Consider the following 18,619-nt stretch of genomic DNA (forward strand, 5'->3'; position numbering starts at 1 on the left):
ATCAATTTATGTGTGGAATTGTAGGATACGTAGGCGATCAGCATGCCTACCCCATTATTATTAAAGGGCTGAAGCGACTGGAATACCGAGGGTATGACAGCGCAGGAATTGCACTGCACCAGCAAACAAAGCTGGGGGTGTATAAGAAAAAAGGAAAAGTAGCCGAACTCGAAGAAGAGGCACTTGGTAAAGATATCAGCGGCACGATCGGAATAGGGCATACCCGTTGGGCAACCCACGGTGAGCCGTCAGACCGCAATTCGCATCCCCATGTGTCCTCTTCAGGAAAACTGGCTTTGGTGCATAACGGGATTATCGAGAATTATGCGCAGATCAAATCTGAACTGATCAAAAAAGGCTATGAATTTCATAGTGATACCGATTCAGAAGTGTTGCTCAACTTTATCGAAGATATCCGGATCAATAACGAATGTTCTCTGGAAGAAGCTATCCGTATTGCGCTGAAAAGAGTAGTAGGTGCATATGTGATTCTCGTCATCGATGAGGATGACCCCAATACGATTATTGCTGCCCGCAAGGGAAGTCCTTTGGTTATTGGTATTGGCAAAGGCGCACATTATCTGGCTTCAGATGCTTCTCCGATGTTGGAATACACCAAAGAAGTGGTTTATATCAACGACTATGAGCTTGCTATTGTAAGACCAGACGAGCTGATCCTCAAAAATCTGGGCAACGAGCGGATCACTCCCTATGTTCAAAAACTTGATCTGGAACTTTCGGCTATTGAAAAAGGTGGATTTGAACATTTCATGATCAAAGAAATATTTGAACAGCCGCAAACGATCTATGACTGCCTGAGAGGCCGTCTGGATCTGGTACAGATGGATATTCATATGAAAGGGATCGAGGAGCAGGCAGAGGCACTGATCCGGGCTCCCCGTATTATTATATTAGCCTGCGGTACCAGCTGGCACGCCGGACTGGTTGCTGAATATATTATTGAAGAACTCTGCCGGATAAATGTTGAAGTCGAATATGCTTCAGAATTCAGATACCGTAATCCCATTATTAATCCGGGGGATGTTATTATTGCTATTTCCCAAAGCGGTGAGACCGCCGATACGCTGGTCGCTATAGAGACCGCTAAATCCAAAGGAGCGATTATTCTGGGTGTAGTCAATGTAGTAGGATCATCGATCGCAAGAGTATCACACGCAGGAGCGTATACACACGCCGGTCCGGAGATCGGTGTAGCCAGTACAAAAGCTTTTACAGCTCAGCTTACTGTGCTCACTATGATGGCACTCAAGATTGCTAAAATAAAAGGGACAATCACTGATGAGCGGTTTGCGAAACTGCTTATAGAACTGAATGCTGTACCGCAGAAAGTCAGTGATGTGCTGAAGAACCATACCGACATAGAGCGTCTTGCCGAAAAACTTACTTCGGCTAAGGGCTTTTTGTACCTGGGACGCGGATACAATTTTCCTATAGCACTCGAAGGAGCATTAAAACTCAAAGAAATCACCTATCTGCATGCTGAAGGGTATCCTGCAGCAGAAATGAAGCATGGGCCGATCGCATTGGTAGATGAACACCTTCCTGTCGTATTTGTGGCTACTAAAGATGCTTATCATGAAAAGATCGTGAGTAATATGCAGGAAATACGTGCACGTAAAGGAAGAGTATTTTCTGTCATTACCGAGGGAGATGTGATCTCACCAGCATTATCTGAAGAGGTCATGATCGTGCCGGAGGCAGATGAGATTATTGCACCTATACTCTCCGTAATCCCATTGCAGTTACTTTCCTACTATCTGGGAGTGCTAAAAGGTCTCGATGTAGATAAACCACGTAATCTTGCCAAATCAGTAACAGTAGAATAACGACTATAACTACCCTGTGAATAGAAGCGAAAGTGTGCGGATGGGTATTCCGGACGCTTTTGTTGATTTTATTTTTCCTTCTATATGACTAAAATACAAAAAGGTCAGCTTTCCAACCTGGGACAACAATTTATAAAAGCCGAATATCTGGCACCCGGACAGGACGAATATGAACTACGTTATGAACAATTACCACGCAGTGACCGGTTTCGTCATCTGACGCAAGAGCAGATCGAAACCCTGCGCAGCAATGGTAATACCGCTGATAACTGGTCCAATATTCTGGTTACAAATCATTTTATTCCGGAACAGATTCGCGGATGCAGATTCTACGGATTGAATCGTATCGGAGATATGGAACCGATTTATCTGGATTATCGGGAATTGCGTCTGCCCACAGGGATCTATCATTCTACCATAGTCAGTTGTGATATTGGTAATCATGTAGCCATTCATGAAGTGTCCTATATGTCTTATTTTATTATTGCAGATGAGGTCATCCTTTCCAATATCGATGAAATGCAAACCAGTTCAAAAGCAAAGTTTGGGAATGGTATTCTGCGTGCCGGGGAGTCTCCTGATGTACGCGTCGCATTAGAACTTCGCAATGAAAACGGCGGGCGTAAAGTATGGCCGTTTGACGGAATGTTGTTAAGTGATGCCTATTTATGGACACGTCACAGGGATGATGAAATCTTTCAGTCCAAACTGGAGCAAATGACCAATGCACGCCATACTTCCAAAAGGGGTACATACAGTACAATTGATACCGGTACAGTTATCAAAAACTGTCAGGTTATTAAAGACGTCAGAATTGGCGGGCAGGCGTACATCAAAGGAGTCAATAAATTAAAAAATGTTACTATTCATTCTTCAGAGACCGCACCTACACAGATCGGAGAGGGCTGTGAGCTGGTCAACGGAATTATCGGAGAGGGCTGCAGGATCTTCTATGGTGTCAAAGCAGTGCGGTTTATTCTGGCGGCACATTCCCAGTTAAAATACGGTGCCAGGCTCATCAATTCATTTTTAGGTGAAAATTCCACAATTTCCTGTTGTGAAGTGTTGAATTCCCTGATCTTTCCGGCACATGAGCAACATCATAACAATTCATTCCTCTGCGCATCCCTGATTATGGGACAAAGTAATATGGCGGCAGGCGCCACAGTAGGTTCCAATCACAATTCCCGTTCACCGGACGGAGAGATTGTTGCCGGAAGAGGATTCTGGCCCGGACTGTGCGTGAGTCTTAAACACAATTCCCGTTTTGCATCTTATACCCTTATTGTAAAGGGAGACTTTCTGTATGAGATGGATATCCGTATCCCATTCTCACTGGTGAGTAACCATACCACAGAAGATCGTCTTATTATTGTACCCGGATACTGGTTTTTACATAACATGTATGCTTTAGCACGCAATCCGAGTAAATATGAAGCCAGAGATAAGCGATCAGAAAAGAAACAATATTATGAATACGACATTCTGGCACCTGACACCGTCAATGAACTTTTTGAGTCATTGCAGATCATGAAAACAGCTGTAGCAAAAGCGTATTATTCTACTGAAATATTAGCTGATCAGGAAGCGATACTGCGGGGAGCAGAAATCTTAGAGTCAGACGCAGATATCAGTCATCTGGATATTCTGCTGGACCATTTTGAAAATTCCAAACGCAAGGTTCAGCTTATGAAAGTAAGACAGGGGTATAAGCTGTTCAAAAAACTGATCCGCTATTACGGAGCCTCAGCATTAGCAGCATACAGTGATCAGATGGAATATACACTTCAGCTGCTTCAGCAGGAAGTATCATGGGAAAGAGAAGACTGGGTAAATATCGGGGGACAATTGATTCCGGCATCCAGATATAAGGAACTGATCCATCAGCTCAAAACTGATCAGCTCAATTCCTGGGATGAAGTCCATGCCTATTACTTTGCACAAAGCGACCAGTATCAGCAGGATAAAATCATACATGCAGTGTCAGCATTGGCCGAACTGAATAATCTGAAAGTTTCTGAAATCACAAAGGAACATTTGATTGTTTTATTTGAAGAAGCGTTGGAAATCAAACAATGGATCACGGAGGAGATTTATCAGACAAGGGCTAAGGATTATGAGAATTCATTCCGGATGATGGTTTATGAGTCCAGAGAGGAAATGGACAAAGTAGTGGGAGCTTTGGAAAACAATAGTTTTATCAGGCAACAGAAAGAAGAGTTTAAGTATTACCATCAGCGCATTGCAGATAAGATAGCACAGCTAAAATCCTGATACGCATAAAGGAGCTTTGAAGCAACCAAAACTCTAGGCTGGCTCAACGAAAAATATTTATTTCAGATTCACTATCCGGGTTTGCTGCTGCATATATGGTCAAACCCGGATAGCGTTCCACTGCTGCTCCAAAATCAAAGCTATCAGCGATTGGTTCTGTTAAAATTACGTTGCATAGAGCGGATTCGCGCCTCATTTTTACCATCTACACGCGAAGCTACTGCCCAGATTGCTGCGGGTAGCCAACCGATCAATGTACATTGCAGGATCAGGCATAATATACCTGAAAAGATCTTCCCTCTCAGAAAAAAAGAAAGCCAGGGCAACAATACGGCTATTAAAATCATGATATTAGGTTTTTTTAATTATAGGTAAATATAAGTATAATTTACAATATGATCAGCAGCAGGGCAGAAACAGCTACTAAAGCCATGACCAGTATCCGGAATTGTTTTTCCGGAATTACTTTTATAATACGGATACCCAGATAGCCGCCTAACAGAATAAAAGGAATAGCGAGCACGTTCAGAATAATCCCTGCCCAGGAAAGATTGTGCCACACAAATAATTGTAAGGGAATCTTGGTATAGTTTAATATCATAATAAACCAGGCGCCGGTAGCGACAAATGCGTATTTAGGTAATTTTCGTGACAGCAGATATACCGATAAGGCTGGTCCTGCAGCATTTCCGATCATGGTTGAAAATCCCGCAATAAATCCAAATAGCGGGGCGTACCAGCTCTTTTCTGCCACATTAGAGACCGATTTACTCTTTTCCATCCAGATCATAATACCTACACCGCTCAGAATACAGATTCCCATTAATATGCGGAATAACTGGTCATCCATATTATTGGCCAGAAACAAACCACCCAATAACCCTACAAAAGCAGCAGGCAACATTCCTTTGATCTCAGACCAGCGGAATTGCTTTCTGTAATAGATCACTGCAATCAGATCGGCCATACAAAGTAATATGAGTACAATTCCCGTAGAATAGCGGGCTCCGAACAGAAAAGCAAACAGGGGTACAGCAAGTGTACCTATATTCTGTACACCTGTCTTGGACATTCCGATGAGCATCGCACAAAAGAAGTACAATACCCAATGATATGGAGCGTGCAGCAGGTCAAAAGCTTCCTGCATATCAGCTGTTGATCAGCTCTTTTACTTTCTGAGCTGTTATTTCGGTATAATCAGAGATGTATGCATCACAAGGAGGCAACTGCTCGCGCGTATGTGAACTCAATACGCCGACTACTTTCATGCCTGCATTCAAAGCTGCAGAAATACCGGAATAGGAATCTTCAAACACCAGACATTGCGAAGGATCTACACCTAATCTCTCGGCAGTTAACAGATACACCTGCGGATCGGGCTTGTGTTTAGTTACATTTTCACTGGAAAGCATAGATTCCATTTTTGGGGCGAATTGCAATCCTTCCACGATAAGATCCATATTGGCTTTAGGAGCCGAAGTGGCTACAGCAGTTTTGAAACCTTCCTGTTTCAGTTCATTCAGAAATTCAGGAAATCGTGCGATCGGTGTAATCTCAGACTTATAAATCTGTCTGAACATATCTTCTTTTTCAAATTCAAGACGCAGAAGTTCTTCTCCTTCTACAGGTCTTTTGAAAAAATAGCTCATAATATAGCTGTTATGTTTGCCATACATATGATCCTGAAATTCCTGTTCGCTGCTTTCGATATTATATTTGTTAAAAAATGCCTCGAAGGCTTTAGCATGATAGGGATTTGTGTGACAAATGACACCATCCATATCAAAAATTACGGCATATTGACTCATGTGGCAAAGATAGAATTTTTAGAAGAGCACATTGTGATAAAAACGTCAAAATCAGTCACACAACTATTACAAAGTCCTGCCTTATGTTCTTTTAAAATATATGTAGATTTATGCTGCCTTTTAATACATCAACTTATTACCTTCTATGGAAAGCAGAAGAGAATTTATCCGAAAGTCCATCCTTTTCTCGGGAGCAGCAGGTCTTGCAACCGTTATGCCCGCATCTATTCAAAGAGCACTTGCAATTGATCCGGATCCCGGCAGCACATATCTGGATGCGGAACATGTAGTTATTCTCATGCAGGAAAACCGGTCTTTTGATCATACACTTGGAAGTCTTTCAGGTGTTCGCGGGTTCAATGATCCGCGGGTGGTAACACTTCCTGATCAGAATCCGGTCTGGTTTCAGACAGATCACTTAGGAAAGACCTATGCACCGTTTCGGTTGAATCTTATGGGTAGCAAAGTGACCTGGATAGGTTCCCTACCACATTCCAGAGCCAGTCAGGTAGATGCCTTTAACGGTGGTAAGTATGACCAGTGGCTGACATCAAAAAGATCCGGAAATAAGAAGTATGCGGATATGCCGTTGACACTGGGGTATTATTCCCGCGAAGACCTTCCTTTTCATTATTCACTAGCCGATGCATTTACAGTCTGTGATCAGAATTTCTGTTCAGGCATGACCAGTACCACTCCAAACCGTTCTTTTTTCTGGACCGGAAAGATTACACAGGAGCTTGATGGTATGCAAAAAGTAAATATCCGCAATGATGATTATGCTTACGGCAAGCATACATGGAAAACATTTCCGGAGCTATTGGAAGAAAATAAAGTAGCATGGAAATTTTATCAGAACGAAACAAGTTGTGGGGGAGGTTTTGTAGGAAAAGAACGCTCGTGGTTATCTAATTTTGGTTGTAACCTTTTAGAATTTTTTGAAGCATACCGAGTCAAATTTAAGGATTCTTATCTTGATAATTTAAGGAAGCAGGTGGAAAAGTTACCGGGCGAAATAGGTAAACTGGAAGAGGCCAGTCCTTCTTCTTCGGAAGAATCTGCACGGATAAGAGAAAGTCTGAAGAACAAGCAGGAGGCTTTAAATAAAGCTGAAGAAGAGTTAAAAATGTATAGTGCTGAGCAGTATAACAAGCTAAGCGCATTTGAAAAATCCCTGAATCAGCGTGCATTTGTCACAAATAAGGAAGATGCAGACTTTCGTTCATTAGAAAAGCTGACCTTTAATGAAAATGGAAAATTACGGGAGGTAGAAGTGCCAAAAGGAGATATCCTGCATCAGTTCAGGGCAGATGTTACAGCCGGTAAACTGCCGGCAGTCTCCTGGCTGGCAGGGCCGCAGAATTTTTCTGATCATCCGAGTGCACCCTGGTACGGAGCCTGGTATGTGTCCGAAGTGCTGGATATTCTGACCCAAAATCCAGAAGTCTGGAAGAAAACTATTTTTATTATCACCTACGATGAGAACGACGGATATTACGATCATATTCCGCCTTTTTCAATTCCGGATAACAATAAACCTGAAACCGGTAAATGCTCTGCCGGAATAGATACAGAAATTGAACATGTACGTCTGGAAAATGAACTGAAACAGGGAATTCCTAAAAAACAAGCCAGAGAAGCTCCTGTAGGATTAGGATTTAGAGTGCCGATGTATATTGTCTCTCCCTGGAGCCGGGGAGGTAAGGTCTGCTCGCAGGTATTTGATCATACCTCTTCACTGCAGTTCCTTGAAAAATTCATTAACGCCAAATACAATAAGTCCATCCACCTGGATAATATCAGTGCATGGAGAAGAACCATATGTGGTGACCTGACATCTGCGTTTACGCCTTTTGAATCATCAAAAGATCAGCTTCCGTTTCTAAACAGAAACCAATACATTGAAAATATCTACAATGCACAGTTTAAAGAGGATCCTTCAGGGTTTGAGGAATTGACAAAAGCCGAAATCAAAGCAGTTCAGCAAAAACATACCATAAGTAAATTTAACCGTCTTCAGGAGAAAGGACAGCGAAAATCTGCGGCTCTTCCCTATCAGTTTGACGTATTCGGGAAAGTCGCCGACGGGCAGTTTACGATGCATATGGAAGTTTCTACAGCTATTTTCGGTCCACGTACAGCAGGTGTACCGCTTACCGTATATGCGCCCGGAAAATATATACAGCGCAAAGGAGAGGAGCCTGAAATCTGCAGAAACTGGAACTTTGCTGTTAAAGCCAGCGACCGTCTGGATTATCAATGGCCTGTGGCTTCATTCGAAGACAATAAATATGCACTACGTGTACACGGACCAAATGGCTTTTACAGATCATTTTCCGGTGAACACTCTGATCCACAATTGCTGGTAAAGATCGTTCCAGAGCAGAAAAGTATGACAAAATCAGCGACAGGCAATGCTGTAGTACTGATTGAAAACCTGGGGGATAGTCCTTTACGTGTACATCTGCTATCCAAAAATTATAAGGATGTAAATATAGACAGAGAGATCAAAGGTAAGACCGAAGTTCAGATTGCTCTGGATCTTTCCTCATCCGGAAGCTGGTACGATCTGAAACTCACGTTGCCTGATTATAAAAACTTTGAACGTCATATGGCCGGACGTATTGAATCCGGGAAAGAAACAGTAACGGATCCATTATTATCCTGATCTGGAAAACCATTTGGCTCATCATTTTGTTATCTTTTTATACGAAAGGAGATAAGACTATGATCAATAATGAGGACAACAATAAGCAAGGTAAAACAGACGAAGAAAAAGATAATCTGGCCGATAACCTGAGTTATAATACAGAAAAGCACAGTTATGAGCTGGATGTTGATGATGACGATCCGGATTATGATCATCCTGCAGACTACGATACACTGGCAGAAGGGGCGGAAGATGATGATTCTACCTATGACGATTCGAATCCTTTTGTAGGGGATGAATATGCAGATGAAGATGATCTGGAAGCAGACGATTGGGAAAAGGAAGGTATGCATGAAACTGATGCGGAACATCTCAAAGTATCCCGCAAAGATCAGGAGCTCTCCCGTACAGCCGAAGACCTGAGATATGATCTCGATGAAGAAGGATATCCAAAAAATGATTAAATAAATGACAGGCTCTTATTTCAAAATAAGAGCCTGTTCATTTTGTTATCTTCTGTTATAAGTTGTATTGTTAAATTTTTATATTTACAACATAACCTTCAATAAGGCAGTCTGGTGACAATATGCATGATGATCCGCAACATAAATCTTTAGCCGATATCCACGAAAGTGTGGACGTGACAAAAGGCAAAACCAAGTGGAAACGAGTTCTTAGTTTTTTCGGTCCGGCTTATCTGATCAGCGTCGGATATATGGATCCCGGCAACTGGGCTACAGATCTGGCCGGAGGAAGCCAGTTTGGATATACACTCATCTGGGTCTTACTGATGAGCAATATCATGGCCTTATTGCTGCAGAGTCTCTGTGCAAGACTCGGGATCGTGCGTGGAAAGGATCTCGCACAGTGTAATCGGGAGACTTATCCCAAAAGAATGAATTTTGCTCTTTACGTACTGGCCGAAATTGCGATTGCAGCATGTGATCTGGCGGAAGTGCTGGGGATGGCAATAGGGCTAAATTTGCTTTTTGGTATCGATCTGTTATGGGGAGTATTGATCAGTTTTGCGGATACCTTTCTGCTGCTGTACCTTCAGAAACTGGGGATGCGCAAGATGGAGCTCTTTATTATCGGCCTGATATCCATGATCGGGATGTGTTTTATGGTCGAAATGTTCTTTGCCAAACCGGATTTTACGGAAGTCGCCAAAGGATTTATTCCCAGTATTCCCAATAGCGCAGCACTATATATCAGTATAGGTATTATCGGAGCCACAGTAATGCCTCATAATCTCTATCTGCATTCGGCACTTGTACAGACGCGTAAGATACCGAGGGACAGCCTGTCAATAAAGAAAGCATTAAAGTATAATTTTTTCGATAGTGCTATTGCACTTAATCTGGCTTTCTTCGTTAATGCCGCAATACTGATTCTGGCCGCTGCTGTATTCCATAAAAATGGGATGCATCAGGTTGCGGATCTGGAAGATGCCTATCACCTTCTGGGAACAACATTAGGGACAGAGTGGGCGTCCAAATTATTTGCAGTTGCACTTATTCTGGCAGGGCAGAGTTCTACCGTGACCGGTACACTCGCGGGGCAGATTGTAATGGAAGGGTATCTACGGCTGCGGATCAGTCCGGTACTCAGACGTGTTATCACGAGATTACTGGCTATTGTGCCGGCCGTGCTGGTTATTCTCATCGCAGGAGAAGGACAGGTCGGCTCGTTGCTGATCTTTAGTCAGGTATTATTAAGTATGCAGCTGGCGTTTGCAGTCGTACCGCTGATTCATTTTGTGAGTGACCGGAAAAAGATGGGCGAATTTGTAATCAAGCCCTATGTGCGGATAATGGCCTGGACTATTGCAATAGTAATTGCTGTTCTCAATTTTCAACTGGTCTATGAAGAAGTAAGAGGATGGATTGAAGAACTGGATAATATCTGGTGGACCATTGCCCTTATCTCCGGAAGTATAGGATTAGCCGTATTATTACTGATGACGTTCTTTTATCCGATATGGCATAAACGCAGACCTACCACAGTAGAAGTACATCCTCCGTTTGAGGAACTCGTGTTTAGAGACGTTAATCCTTTTCATCATATTGTGGTTGCTCTGGATTTCTCTTTTTCAGATACCAAAGTAGTGGAATATGCTCTGCAGCTGTCCGATAAAAATACCCGTTTTGTATTGGTGCATATTGTTGAAAGTGCATCTGTGAAATATACGGGAGGAGAATCCGGAGACTATGAATCGCGGAAAGATCTGGAACGTCTGATGAAATACGTCGGGTTCTTTAAAGAGAAAGGATATGCTGTGGAATATGAACTGGGATATAATAATCGGGTGAAAGCTATTGCAGATATTTGCCTGGCACACGATAGCGATCTGCTCATTGTAGGAAGTCACGGACATACGGGAGTAAAGGATTTTGTATTCGGAGAGACCGTAAATAAGCTGCGGCATGCTGTCAAAATTCCTGTTTTTATTGCACAATAATATTTAGAAAAGAATCACTATGAAAATATCACTGATTGGAAAAACGGCTATGGTAGGGGGAAGCACCTCCGGTATTGGTAAAGCAATTGCGATCGCATTGGCAGATTGCGGTGCTCATGTCATTCTTGTCGCCCGAAATGAAGAAAAATTAAAAGCGGTACAGGATATACTGGATACGACACATGGGCAACAGCATGATCACCTTGTTGTGGATTTCAGTTTATTTGATCAGGCGAAAGAAAGGATTGCCGCCTTCTTTTCAGGTAGAAAGGTAGATATTCTGGTCAACAATACAAATGGCCCTTCAGCAGGTGGAATTAAGGAAAAAGCAGCCGAAGATTATCAGCAGGCTTTTGAGTTGCTATTTCAGTATGCAGTGTATACCACACTTCAGGCGTTACCTCATATGGAAGCAAACCAGTTTGGACGTATTATCAATGTGTCTTCCATGACTGTGAAGGAGCCGCAGGATACACTTGTACTTTCCAATACTATGCGTACAGCACTTGTCAGCTGGAGTAAATCACTTTCGAGAGCAGTTGCTGCTCATCAAATTACAGTGAATACGGTTTTGACCGGTTATTTTGATACAGATAGGTTAAATAGTCTTATGGAGATGCAGGCTGGGAAGATGCAGTTAAGTTTTGAAGAAGTGAAAGCCAAAAGAATAGATGCTATTCCAATGAAACGTCTGGGTAAGCCCGAAGAATATGCCTCACTGGTCACTTTTTTAGCGTCAGATCATGCCGCCTATCTGACAGGTACAGCCATTCAGCTGGACGGAGGATTAATGACAGGAATGTTGTAGTCAACAGCTCCTGTCATTTGTCTTTCTCTATATTTACTCGTTTTCGAGTTGATTCTTGTATTTCTTTATATGGCCCTGGATTTCTTCACTTAATTCCGGGTATTTGATATCAGTATATTGCTCTAATACTTCCAGCATAATCTGTGCAACCAGATAACGCGCTGTCTCTTTGCAATCGGACGGAATAATATACCAGGGTGTTTTCTTTTTGGAAGTATGTTGTATTGCCTCTTCATAGTATTCCATGTACTTGTCCCAGAGCTGACGTTCTGAAAGATCACCGGGTGAAAATTTCCACTGATGTTTTTCTTTCTCCAGTCTCCTCAAAAGTCGGTTTTTCTGCTCATCCTTGCTCAGATTCAGAAAAAATTTGAAAAGGATAGTCCCATTCTCAATAAGATGATTTTCAAAGTTAGTGATTTGCTCATAACGTTTTTCCCACAGCTCATTCGTTACATCTTTTTCTTCCCGGATGTCAGGAAGATTCTCACTCAACAAATAGGAGGGGTGCACACGCGTCACCAGTACATTTTCATAATGTGTCCGGTTAAATACTCCGAATTTCCCTTTTTCGGGTAATGCGATATAATGTCTCCACAGGTAATCATGCTGATGTTCTTTTTCCGAAGGAGTTTTGAAACTCTGTACATCCACACCTCTTACATTGAATTTAGCAAAGACTTCTCTTATCAGACTGTCTTTACCGGCAGTATCCATACCCTGCAGACATACCAATACATTATATTTATCATGCGCATACATGACATCCTGTAATTTGCTGAGCTTTTTGCGCACATCCTTTAATCGGGCTGTCGCCTCATCTACACTTATATCTTCTGAAATATCAGTAGCATGATCACTGATCTTGAAATTTTTAGAGGCCTGAAGCCTTTTGGAGTAATTCGTTTTCGGGCTCATAATATCGACGTTTCCTATAAAAATATTAAATTTTGTTCATAAACATTGAGGGTTGTAGCAAATAGTTTAAATCGTTAAGATAGTTTTTCTATAAGTTTTGGTAAACAAAAAAGTCTTTACCCCTCAGGAGTAAAGACTTTTTATAATAAGGAGCAGAAAGGATTATTGTTGTACCAGTTCGGTATTGACTGTGATCGTTACATCCGAACCTACAGCAGCCACTCCTGAAGGAAGCTTGTCATTGTATTTGATACCGTAATCCAGACGGTTTATTTTTGTAGTAGCCGTAAAACCTGCGCGTGTCTTACCCCATGGATCTGTAATGTTCTGGCCGTTTTGTTTTACATCAAAAATAACGCGTTTAGTCACATCACGAATCGTAAGATCAGCTTCTAATTTTAACTTGCCGGCTTTGTCTTTCTTTAAGGATACAGATTTCAATGTAATTGCAGGATACTTCTCTGCATTGAAGAAATCATCAGATTTCAAATGTTTGTCTCTGGCTTCAATACGTGTATCGATACTGTTTACATTGATTTTGAAATCGACCTTTGCATTCTCAAATCCAGTTTTTGTAGGTGCGTCGACCGAACCTTCAAAAGAATTAAATTCTCCGTCAATAAAGCTGATACCTAAATGTTCAACGGTAAAACGTACATTAGTGTGTGCAGGATCTACAGCCCATTTTACCTGAGCGACTGTAACATTCATTGCCACAAATAAAGCAATGATAAGAGGAAATAGTTTTTTCATGATAATTGATATTTAAATAAGTGTTATAACATGTATTTTTTCAAAGTATGCAAATGTCTTTAATTAAAATCAAATTTCCTAATGATTTGTTTTGAAAATAAAATAATCATTATATATAATGATATTTATAATTATCACTATATTTGTTGATAGTGTTTGTAATATTATGAAAAACAAGAAGTTAATAGCGGTAATAACGGGAGATTTGATAGATTCAAGAAAAGTGGATGCAGCCGTGTGGATGCCTGTATTGGATGAAACTTTAAAGCAGATTAGCAGCCGGTATGATATTTACAGAGGAGATAGCTTTCAGTCAGAAGTAGAATTAGAACAGGCTATACATCATCTTTTTTATATTAAAGCAAAGATAAAGAGTCTGAAAAATCTGGATGTCCGGATGACTATAGGTATCGGAACGATCGACTATCAGGATGCACATGTGAGGACATCAGCAGGGGAGGCATTCTTACACGCAGGTGAACGATTTGATGCGCTAAAGAAAGAAACGGTAGCCATCAGGAGTCCCTGGCCCGATCTGGATAAAGGGGTAGAGCTGATGTTGCAACTGAGCATGGAAATTGCAGGACGATGGACTGAAAATATGGCTGAGACAGTTGCTGTAAGTCTTCAGCATCCGGATATTAATCAGCATGAGCTGGCAGCAGTGTTGAATCGCAAATATCAAAGTCAGGTAAGTACAGAGCTCAACAAAGCCGGATATTCTAAAATAAGACGAGTCATTGATTATTGTACGGAACAAATCGTAAAAAAATGTTATATACAGGACTGATCTTACTGATCGCTCACATATTGGGTGATTTTGTCTTCCAACCAAAAAAATGGGTGGAAGAAAGAGCGCGTCATATCCGTTTTATTTTTTATCATGTAGGTGTTCATGCCGCATTGTTATGCCTGTTTTTCGCAAGAGATTTGCCAAATTGGTGGCCCGCAATAGCCGTGATTGTTTTGTCTCATTTGGCCATTGACAGTCTTAAAGTTTCTCTGGAACGTAAAATGAACAGCAACCCATTATTACTGTTCAGTATTGATCAGCTACTCCATTTGACAGTACTTGCAGCAGTAATTGGTTCTCACTACGGTATTCCGGAGAGTTTTATATCTGCGATATGGTCTGTGCAGGCACAGATACTTCTGATTGGATTTTTGTTGACCGCATTTGTTTCTCCTATCGTACTTCGTGTCTTTTTTAGCAAGTGGAATCAATCTGCAGAGGTCAATGCCCAGCGACAGGATTCATTGATTGATGCAGGCTGGATCATTGGAGTGTTGGAACGTCTTCTGATCGTGTTTTTTGTAAATATCAATTTTTTAGAAGGAATAGGGTTCTTATTAGCCGCCAAGTCTATTTTTAGATTTGGGGATTTAGCCAATGCAAAAGATAAAAAATTTACCGAGTATGTACTTGTTGGTACATTGGCCAGTTTTGTGATGGCAATAGCAATTGGTTTCCTGATCAAATGGCTGCTGCAGATATCGTAGCTTGATGATTCGTTCCATAGACAGCCCGTTTAAAACCTGATTACATGCCATCAGTACCGTATTCCTTAGCTTATCAGACTTGCACTTTTGGGAAGTTATTTAATTTCACTTTTCTATTATATAATTGCGAAATAAGGGATACTTCACCGATTTGTTTTAAATAAATCTTTATATTTGCAGATTAAGTAGACAATCTGACTTTTTGATGATTTTCATTATAAAGTCAGAATTGTAGCTTTGTTGTTCAAGTTTTAGTGGTTAGATTCTTATCAAAAGGAAATGGCAAAGAGAAATTACGTATCAAATTCTACGGAATCCACACGAATGTTTAAAAATGATTTTTTAGAATCATTGACTAAGGTTCACTATTCTGTACCGATTATATTTTATCTTCCGGTAATCATATATTTTTCATGGAAGGCTATGGGTCCGGGTGAAATGAGTGTATGGATGTATATCGGGTATTTTGTTTTCGGTCTGGCTTTCTGGACTATTTTTGAGTATGCCCTGCATCGCTGGGTCTTTCATTATCATCCGAAAGGAAAGCTTTTAAAGCGTGTCCACTGGATTTTTCATGGTATTCACCACGATTATCCTAAGGATCGTCTTCGTCTGGTAATGCCGCTGTCAGCGAGTATTCCACTGGCTACACTGGTATATTTTATGTTCAGTCTGTTTTTTAGTAACGAATTTATACTGGCTGCATTTTTTGCAGGTTTTATGATTGGTTACCTTATCTATGACGAATCTCATTATGCTATGCACCATGCCAATTTTAAAAGTGGTATAATGAAGCGTATCAAACAACATCATATGTTGCACCATTATCAGGATCCTGAAAAAGGATTCGGAGTAAGTTCAGCTGTATGGGATGTCGTGTTTGACTCTGGTTTTGAAGAGAAAAAAGAGAAGGAAACCGAAAAGCAGCAAACAGAAAAAGAACAACTTTCGTAAAATCAAAAAAACAGGAACGGTAATGCAAAAAACATTACCGTTCTTTTTTATCTTTTGACAGCAACGATCACACCTGTAGACCAGTGCAGGCGCGTAAGGCAGAGATCATTCCGGCCGTCCAGATCACGAATAAGATGACGTACCTTTTGATCGTGTCCTTCCGGCCAGTTGGGCTGCGGTAAAAGATCATCTATAAAATATATACCCCCTCTGTCGAGCATATCCAGACATGTTTCCAGTTCCAGAAACTTACCATGCCAGGTGTCTGCAAAAATAAAATCAAATTTTAACTCCTTATTCTCAAGCAGCCATTCTCCTGCGTCCTGCTGCACCAGTGTAAGACGAGGATCTGAAGACAGATATTCCTTCGCAATAGTCAGAAAAGCCGGATCATGATCCACAGACAGTAATGTAGAGCTATCATCCATGCCCGACAACAGCCAGGAAGTCGAAAGACCTGTACCCGTACCCAATTCTAAAAAACGGGCATGCGGCTTGGAGGCAGCAAGCGTTTTCAGTAAGGAGCCTGTATGGATATCACTGGCCATGTTAAAGCCGGAATTACGTGTTTTAAGAAGGATATCCGTGAATTTATCCGGATAGGAGTAGGTATCAGAGTTTAACATATTTTCAGCCTATGGTTAGCATAAAATGGATCAGATATATAAAAATATGTAAATTAGATGAGATTATAATCCTAACACCATGTCCGATATCCAAAAAATTATATTTTCCCTGCTTTTTATCTTTTCTTCAACAGGTATTTACGCCCAGCATTCCGGAACGGCAAAGTCCATTCAGCAGATTGCTGAAAAATATCAGGCAGTAGGGGTAGCTGCAGTCGTGGTGAAAGACAGTAAGATTGTATTTACCAGCAATTACGGTTATCAGGATCAGGACACGCGGAAGTTACTCAATGACTCCACATTGTTTAGAATCGCTTCTATCTCAAAATCGTTCTCCGCTACTTCCGTTATGCAACTGATTGAAACCGGCCGGTTATCACTGAAAGATGATTGCAGTCAATTGATCGGTTTCCCCGTTCGTAATCCAAAATTTCCTGAGCAGGTCATAACATTGGAAATGTTACTGTCACACACATCAGGTATCAATGATAAAAACGGTTATTTTGATCTGGATGTAATCAATCCGCAAAAGAATAAAAACTGGTCAGATAGTTACAACGACTATGCGCCGGGGAAAGGTTACCAATACTGCAATCTTAATTTTAACATGATCGGCGCTATTATAGAAAGAGTCACAGGTCAGCGCTTTGATCAGTATGTGGAAGAGCATGTTTTACGTCCGCTGCAGCTGTATGGTGGCTATTGTGTGGATTCTTTGGATCGTTCCAGATTTGCCACCTTATACGCTTACGAGAATGGCAGTTTTGTGGCACAGCCTGCGGCCTATAATCCGCGTAGTGAAGAAATACGTAACTATACATTAGGACATTCTGCTCCTGTATTTTCACCGACAGGTGGCATGAAAATTTCAGCAGGAGATCTTGCCCGGTATATGATCATGCATATGAATTACGGTCGGGGTAACGGCAAAAAAATAATTAGCAAAAAAAGTGCGATAGCGATGCAGACCAAACGAAGTGATAATGAAAATTACGGTCTGGCGCTTTGGAGTACAGATAAACTTATTCCTCATGTAAATCTTACGGGACATACAGGTTCTGCATACGGATTATACAGTACTATGTTTTTTGATCCGAAACATAAATATGGTTTTGTCGTTATTACAAATGGATGCAGGCTGTCCGAAACCTCCGGATATAATCTGATGTTACAGGAAATTGTGAATCTCTTATATCAGGATTATATTAAATAAAGATTTTATAGCCTGATTGGCGCGAAATTTGAATTTAACATTTACACTGGCGTAACTTTTAGAAAATATCTATATCTTAATATTGATGAAATTATTCGTTACACAGAAAATGATATCATATTTAATAACGTAAACTCTAACTATTATGCACAAACTCATTTTAATAGCTTTATTGATCGTTGCAAAGTCGGCATATGCCCAAAAAATGGATTTGGATCAGGTGAGAAAAGATTTTAATAAAGGCGTTAAAAATGAAGAACTCTGTAAGAACCACCTGGAGGTATTGAAGAAAAATGCGAAATCTCCTGAAGAGTTGGGTTACTATGCCGCATATCATATGTTTATGGCCAATCATACCGGCAATCCTTTCAAAAAAATGAGCTATTTCAAAGGAGGAAGAAAGGTGTTGGAAGATGTAATCAAGAAAAATCCGCAGAATATAGAACTACGTTTTATTCGTCTATGTATTCAGTTTTATATCCCTAAGTTTCTCAACTATCATGATAATATAGAGACAGACAAAGATTTTGTCATGAATAATCTCTATAAAATGAAAGATAACGATGTAAAGTTGTTGATCTTTAATTATTTAAAAGGAGCCAATATGTATACTAATGAAGAGCTGGCTCTTCTGGGGAGATAATAGTAATCCTGTTTTTCTGTTTACCTATCGTAAAATTGTCTCAAAACAAGCTTTTTGGAGTGCTATTTGATATATTCAGACGTATTAGATGAAATTATATGCAGGTATTATCTGTACGGTAAAGTATGGGGATAATATCAAAATAGTATTCACTTATATCATTA

The 18,619-nt window shown here is 40.8% G+C and carries 17 protein-coding genes; 11 read left to right on the plus strand and 6 right to left on the minus strand.

The features are described 5' to 3' along the window. The first annotated feature begins 8 nt into the window (after nucleotides 1–8). Nucleotides 9–1,847: a glutamine--fructose-6-phosphate transaminase (isomerizing) gene (gene glmS, locus I6J03_RS15920; RefSeq protein WP_039989598.1), complete on the plus strand. Its 1,839-nt coding sequence runs from the start codon at nucleotides 9–11 to the stop codon at nucleotides 1,845–1,847. Between the two features lie 84 nt (nucleotides 1,848–1,931). Beyond that, nucleotides 1,932–4,121, plus strand: coding sequence for a DUF4954 family protein (locus tag I6J03_RS15925; RefSeq protein ID WP_003004357.1), 2,190 nt, complete (start codon nucleotides 1,932–1,934; stop codon nucleotides 4,119–4,121). A gap of 143 nt (nucleotides 4,122–4,264) precedes the next feature. On the opposite strand, the gene I6J03_RS15930 is transcribed toward I6J03_RS15925, so the two are convergent. The 3 genes from I6J03_RS15930 to I6J03_RS15940 are packed head-to-tail and all read right to left on the minus strand — an operon-like array spanning nucleotide 4,265 to nucleotide 5,929. After that, nucleotides 4,265–4,468, minus strand: coding sequence for a YqaE/Pmp3 family membrane protein (locus tag I6J03_RS15930; protein ID WP_003004355.1), 204 nt, complete (start codon nucleotides 4,466–4,468; stop codon nucleotides 4,265–4,267). Nucleotides 4,469–4,509: 41 nt separating this feature from the next. Then, a complete protein-coding gene (locus I6J03_RS15935; RefSeq protein WP_003004350.1) occupies nucleotides 4,510–5,268 on the minus strand; it encodes a sulfite exporter TauE/SafE family protein in 759 nt (252 codons plus the stop codon). Between the two features lies 1 nt (nucleotide 5,269). After that, on the minus strand, nucleotides 5,270–5,929 hold the full coding sequence (locus tag I6J03_RS15940; RefSeq protein ID WP_003004346.1) for an HAD family hydrolase: 660 nt from the start codon (nucleotides 5,927–5,929) through the stop codon (nucleotides 5,270–5,272). A gap of 145 nt (nucleotides 5,930–6,074) precedes the next feature. Here I6J03_RS15940 and I6J03_RS15945 point away from each other — a divergent pair, with 145 nt between their 5' ends. From I6J03_RS15945 to I6J03_RS15960, 4 genes are all read left to right on the plus strand, one after another. Then, nucleotides 6,075–8,597: a phosphocholine-specific phospholipase C gene (locus tag I6J03_RS15945; protein WP_003004343.1), complete on the plus strand. Its 2,523-nt coding sequence runs from the start codon at nucleotides 6,075–6,077 to the stop codon at nucleotides 8,595–8,597. 59 nt (nucleotides 8,598–8,656) lie between these two features. Next, nucleotides 8,657–9,043, plus strand: a complete 387-nt coding sequence (locus I6J03_RS15950; RefSeq protein WP_003004341.1) for a hypothetical protein — start codon at nucleotides 8,657–8,659, stop codon at nucleotides 9,041–9,043. A 122-nt stretch (nucleotides 9,044–9,165) separates the two neighbouring features. Further along, nucleotides 9,166–11,040: an Nramp family divalent metal transporter gene (locus I6J03_RS15955; protein WP_003004338.1), complete on the plus strand. Its 1,875-nt coding sequence runs from the start codon at nucleotides 9,166–9,168 to the stop codon at nucleotides 11,038–11,040. Nucleotides 11,041–11,059: 19 nt separating this feature from the next. After that, nucleotides 11,060–11,848, plus strand: coding sequence for an SDR family oxidoreductase (locus tag I6J03_RS15960; protein ID WP_003004335.1), 789 nt, complete (start codon nucleotides 11,060–11,062; stop codon nucleotides 11,846–11,848). Nucleotides 11,849–11,881: 33 nt separating this feature from the next. On the opposite strand, the gene I6J03_RS15965 is transcribed toward I6J03_RS15960, so the two are convergent. Further along, complete coding sequence (locus I6J03_RS15965; protein ID WP_236586194.1) at nucleotides 11,882–12,766, minus strand: PPK2 family polyphosphate kinase; 885 nt, start codon at nucleotides 12,764–12,766, stop codon at nucleotides 11,882–11,884. A gap of 162 nt (nucleotides 12,767–12,928) precedes the next feature. Next, nucleotides 12,929–13,519, minus strand: a complete 591-nt coding sequence (locus I6J03_RS15970) for a YceI family protein (protein ID WP_003004325.1) — start codon at nucleotides 13,517–13,519, stop codon at nucleotides 12,929–12,931. Between the two features lie 166 nt (nucleotides 13,520–13,685). Here I6J03_RS15970 and I6J03_RS15975 point away from each other — a divergent pair, with 166 nt between their 5' ends. The 3 genes from I6J03_RS15975 to I6J03_RS15985 all read left to right on the plus strand — a co-directional run bounded on the left by I6J03_RS15975 (nucleotide 13,686) and on the right by I6J03_RS15985 (nucleotide 15,973). After that, on the plus strand, nucleotides 13,686–14,309 hold the full coding sequence (locus tag I6J03_RS15975; protein ID WP_039989594.1) for a hypothetical protein: 624 nt from the start codon (nucleotides 13,686–13,688) through the stop codon (nucleotides 14,307–14,309). Then, nucleotides 14,291–15,019 (plus strand): DUF3307 domain-containing protein, encoded by a 729-nt coding sequence (locus tag I6J03_RS15980; protein ID WP_003004319.1) that lies wholly within the window; start codon nucleotides 14,291–14,293, stop codon nucleotides 15,017–15,019. Before I6J03_RS15975 ends, I6J03_RS15980 begins: the two co-directional genes overlap by 19 nt. 279 nt (nucleotides 15,020–15,298) lie before the next feature. Next, the gene (locus I6J03_RS15985) at nucleotides 15,299–15,973 is read left to right on the plus strand and encodes a sterol desaturase family protein (RefSeq protein WP_232279633.1); all 675 of its coding nucleotides are present in this window, start codon (nucleotides 15,299–15,301) and stop codon (nucleotides 15,971–15,973) included. Nucleotides 15,974–16,020: 47 nt separating this feature from the next. Here I6J03_RS15985 and I6J03_RS15990 read toward each other — a convergent pair whose 3' ends face one another. Beyond that, entirely contained in the window at nucleotides 16,021–16,599 is a 579-nt protein-coding gene (locus tag I6J03_RS15990) for an O-methyltransferase (protein ID WP_003004313.1), read from the minus strand. A gap of 79 nt (nucleotides 16,600–16,678) precedes the next feature. Here I6J03_RS15990 and I6J03_RS15995 point away from each other — a divergent pair, with 79 nt between their 5' ends. Next, nucleotides 16,679–17,812 (plus strand): serine hydrolase domain-containing protein, encoded by a 1,134-nt coding sequence (locus tag I6J03_RS15995; protein ID WP_003004310.1) that lies wholly within the window; start codon nucleotides 16,679–16,681, stop codon nucleotides 17,810–17,812. A gap of 145 nt (nucleotides 17,813–17,957) precedes the next feature. After that, on the plus strand, nucleotides 17,958–18,455 hold the full coding sequence (locus tag I6J03_RS16000) for a hypothetical protein (protein ID WP_003004306.1): 498 nt from the start codon (nucleotides 17,958–17,960) through the stop codon (nucleotides 18,453–18,455). Nucleotides 18,456–18,619 lie beyond the last annotated feature (164 nt).

The sequence above is a fragment of the Sphingobacterium spiritivorum genome, from assembly GCF_016724845.1.
GTDB classification, from domain to species: Bacteria; Bacteroidota; Bacteroidia; order Sphingobacteriales; family Sphingobacteriaceae; genus Sphingobacterium; species Sphingobacterium spiritivorum_A.

Excerpts from the sequence above, each read along its gene's own strand:
- glmS (WP_039989598.1), top strand. The coding sequence starts at position 9 with ATGTGTGGAATTGTAGGATACGTAGGCGATCAGCATGCCTACCCCATT.
- I6J03_RS15925 (WP_003004357.1), top strand. The coding sequence starts at position 1,932 with ATGACTAAAATACAAAAAGGTCAGCTTTCCAACCTGGGACAACAATTT.
- I6J03_RS15930 (WP_003004355.1), bottom strand. The coding sequence starts at position 4,468 with ATGATTTTAATAGCCGTATTGTTGCCCTGGCTTTCTTTTTTTCTGAGA.
- I6J03_RS15935 (WP_003004350.1), bottom strand. The coding sequence starts at position 5,268 with ATGCAGGAAGCTTTTGACCTGCTGCACGCTCCATATCATTGGGTATTG.
- I6J03_RS15940 (WP_003004346.1), bottom strand. The coding sequence starts at position 5,929 with ATGAGTCAATATGCCGTAATTTTTGATATGGATGGTGTCATTTGTCAC.
- I6J03_RS15945 (WP_003004343.1), top strand. The coding sequence starts at position 6,075 with ATGGAAAGCAGAAGAGAATTTATCCGAAAGTCCATCCTTTTCTCGGGA.
- I6J03_RS15950 (WP_003004341.1), top strand. The coding sequence starts at position 8,657 with ATGATCAATAATGAGGACAACAATAAGCAAGGTAAAACAGACGAAGAA.
- I6J03_RS15955 (WP_003004338.1), top strand. The coding sequence starts at position 9,166 with ATGCATGATGATCCGCAACATAAATCTTTAGCCGATATCCACGAAAGT.
- I6J03_RS15960 (WP_003004335.1), top strand. The coding sequence starts at position 11,060 with ATGAAAATATCACTGATTGGAAAAACGGCTATGGTAGGGGGAAGCACC.
- I6J03_RS15965 (WP_236586194.1), bottom strand. The coding sequence starts at position 12,766 with ATGAGCCCGAAAACGAATTACTCCAAAAGGCTTCAGGCCTCTAAAAAT.
- I6J03_RS15970 (WP_003004325.1), bottom strand. The coding sequence starts at position 13,519 with ATGAAAAAACTATTTCCTCTTATCATTGCTTTATTTGTGGCAATGAAT.
- I6J03_RS15975 (WP_039989594.1), top strand. The coding sequence starts at position 13,686 with ATGAAAAACAAGAAGTTAATAGCGGTAATAACGGGAGATTTGATAGAT.
- I6J03_RS15980 (WP_003004319.1), top strand. The coding sequence starts at position 14,291 with ATGTTATATACAGGACTGATCTTACTGATCGCTCACATATTGGGTGAT.
- I6J03_RS15985 (WP_232279633.1), top strand. The coding sequence starts at position 15,299 with ATGGCAAAGAGAAATTACGTATCAAATTCTACGGAATCCACACGAATG.
- I6J03_RS15990 (WP_003004313.1), bottom strand. The coding sequence starts at position 16,599 with ATGTTAAACTCTGATACCTACTCCTATCCGGATAAATTCACGGATATC.
- I6J03_RS15995 (WP_003004310.1), top strand. The coding sequence starts at position 16,679 with ATGTCCGATATCCAAAAAATTATATTTTCCCTGCTTTTTATCTTTTCT.
- I6J03_RS16000 (WP_003004306.1), top strand. The coding sequence starts at position 17,958 with ATGCACAAACTCATTTTAATAGCTTTATTGATCGTTGCAAAGTCGGCA.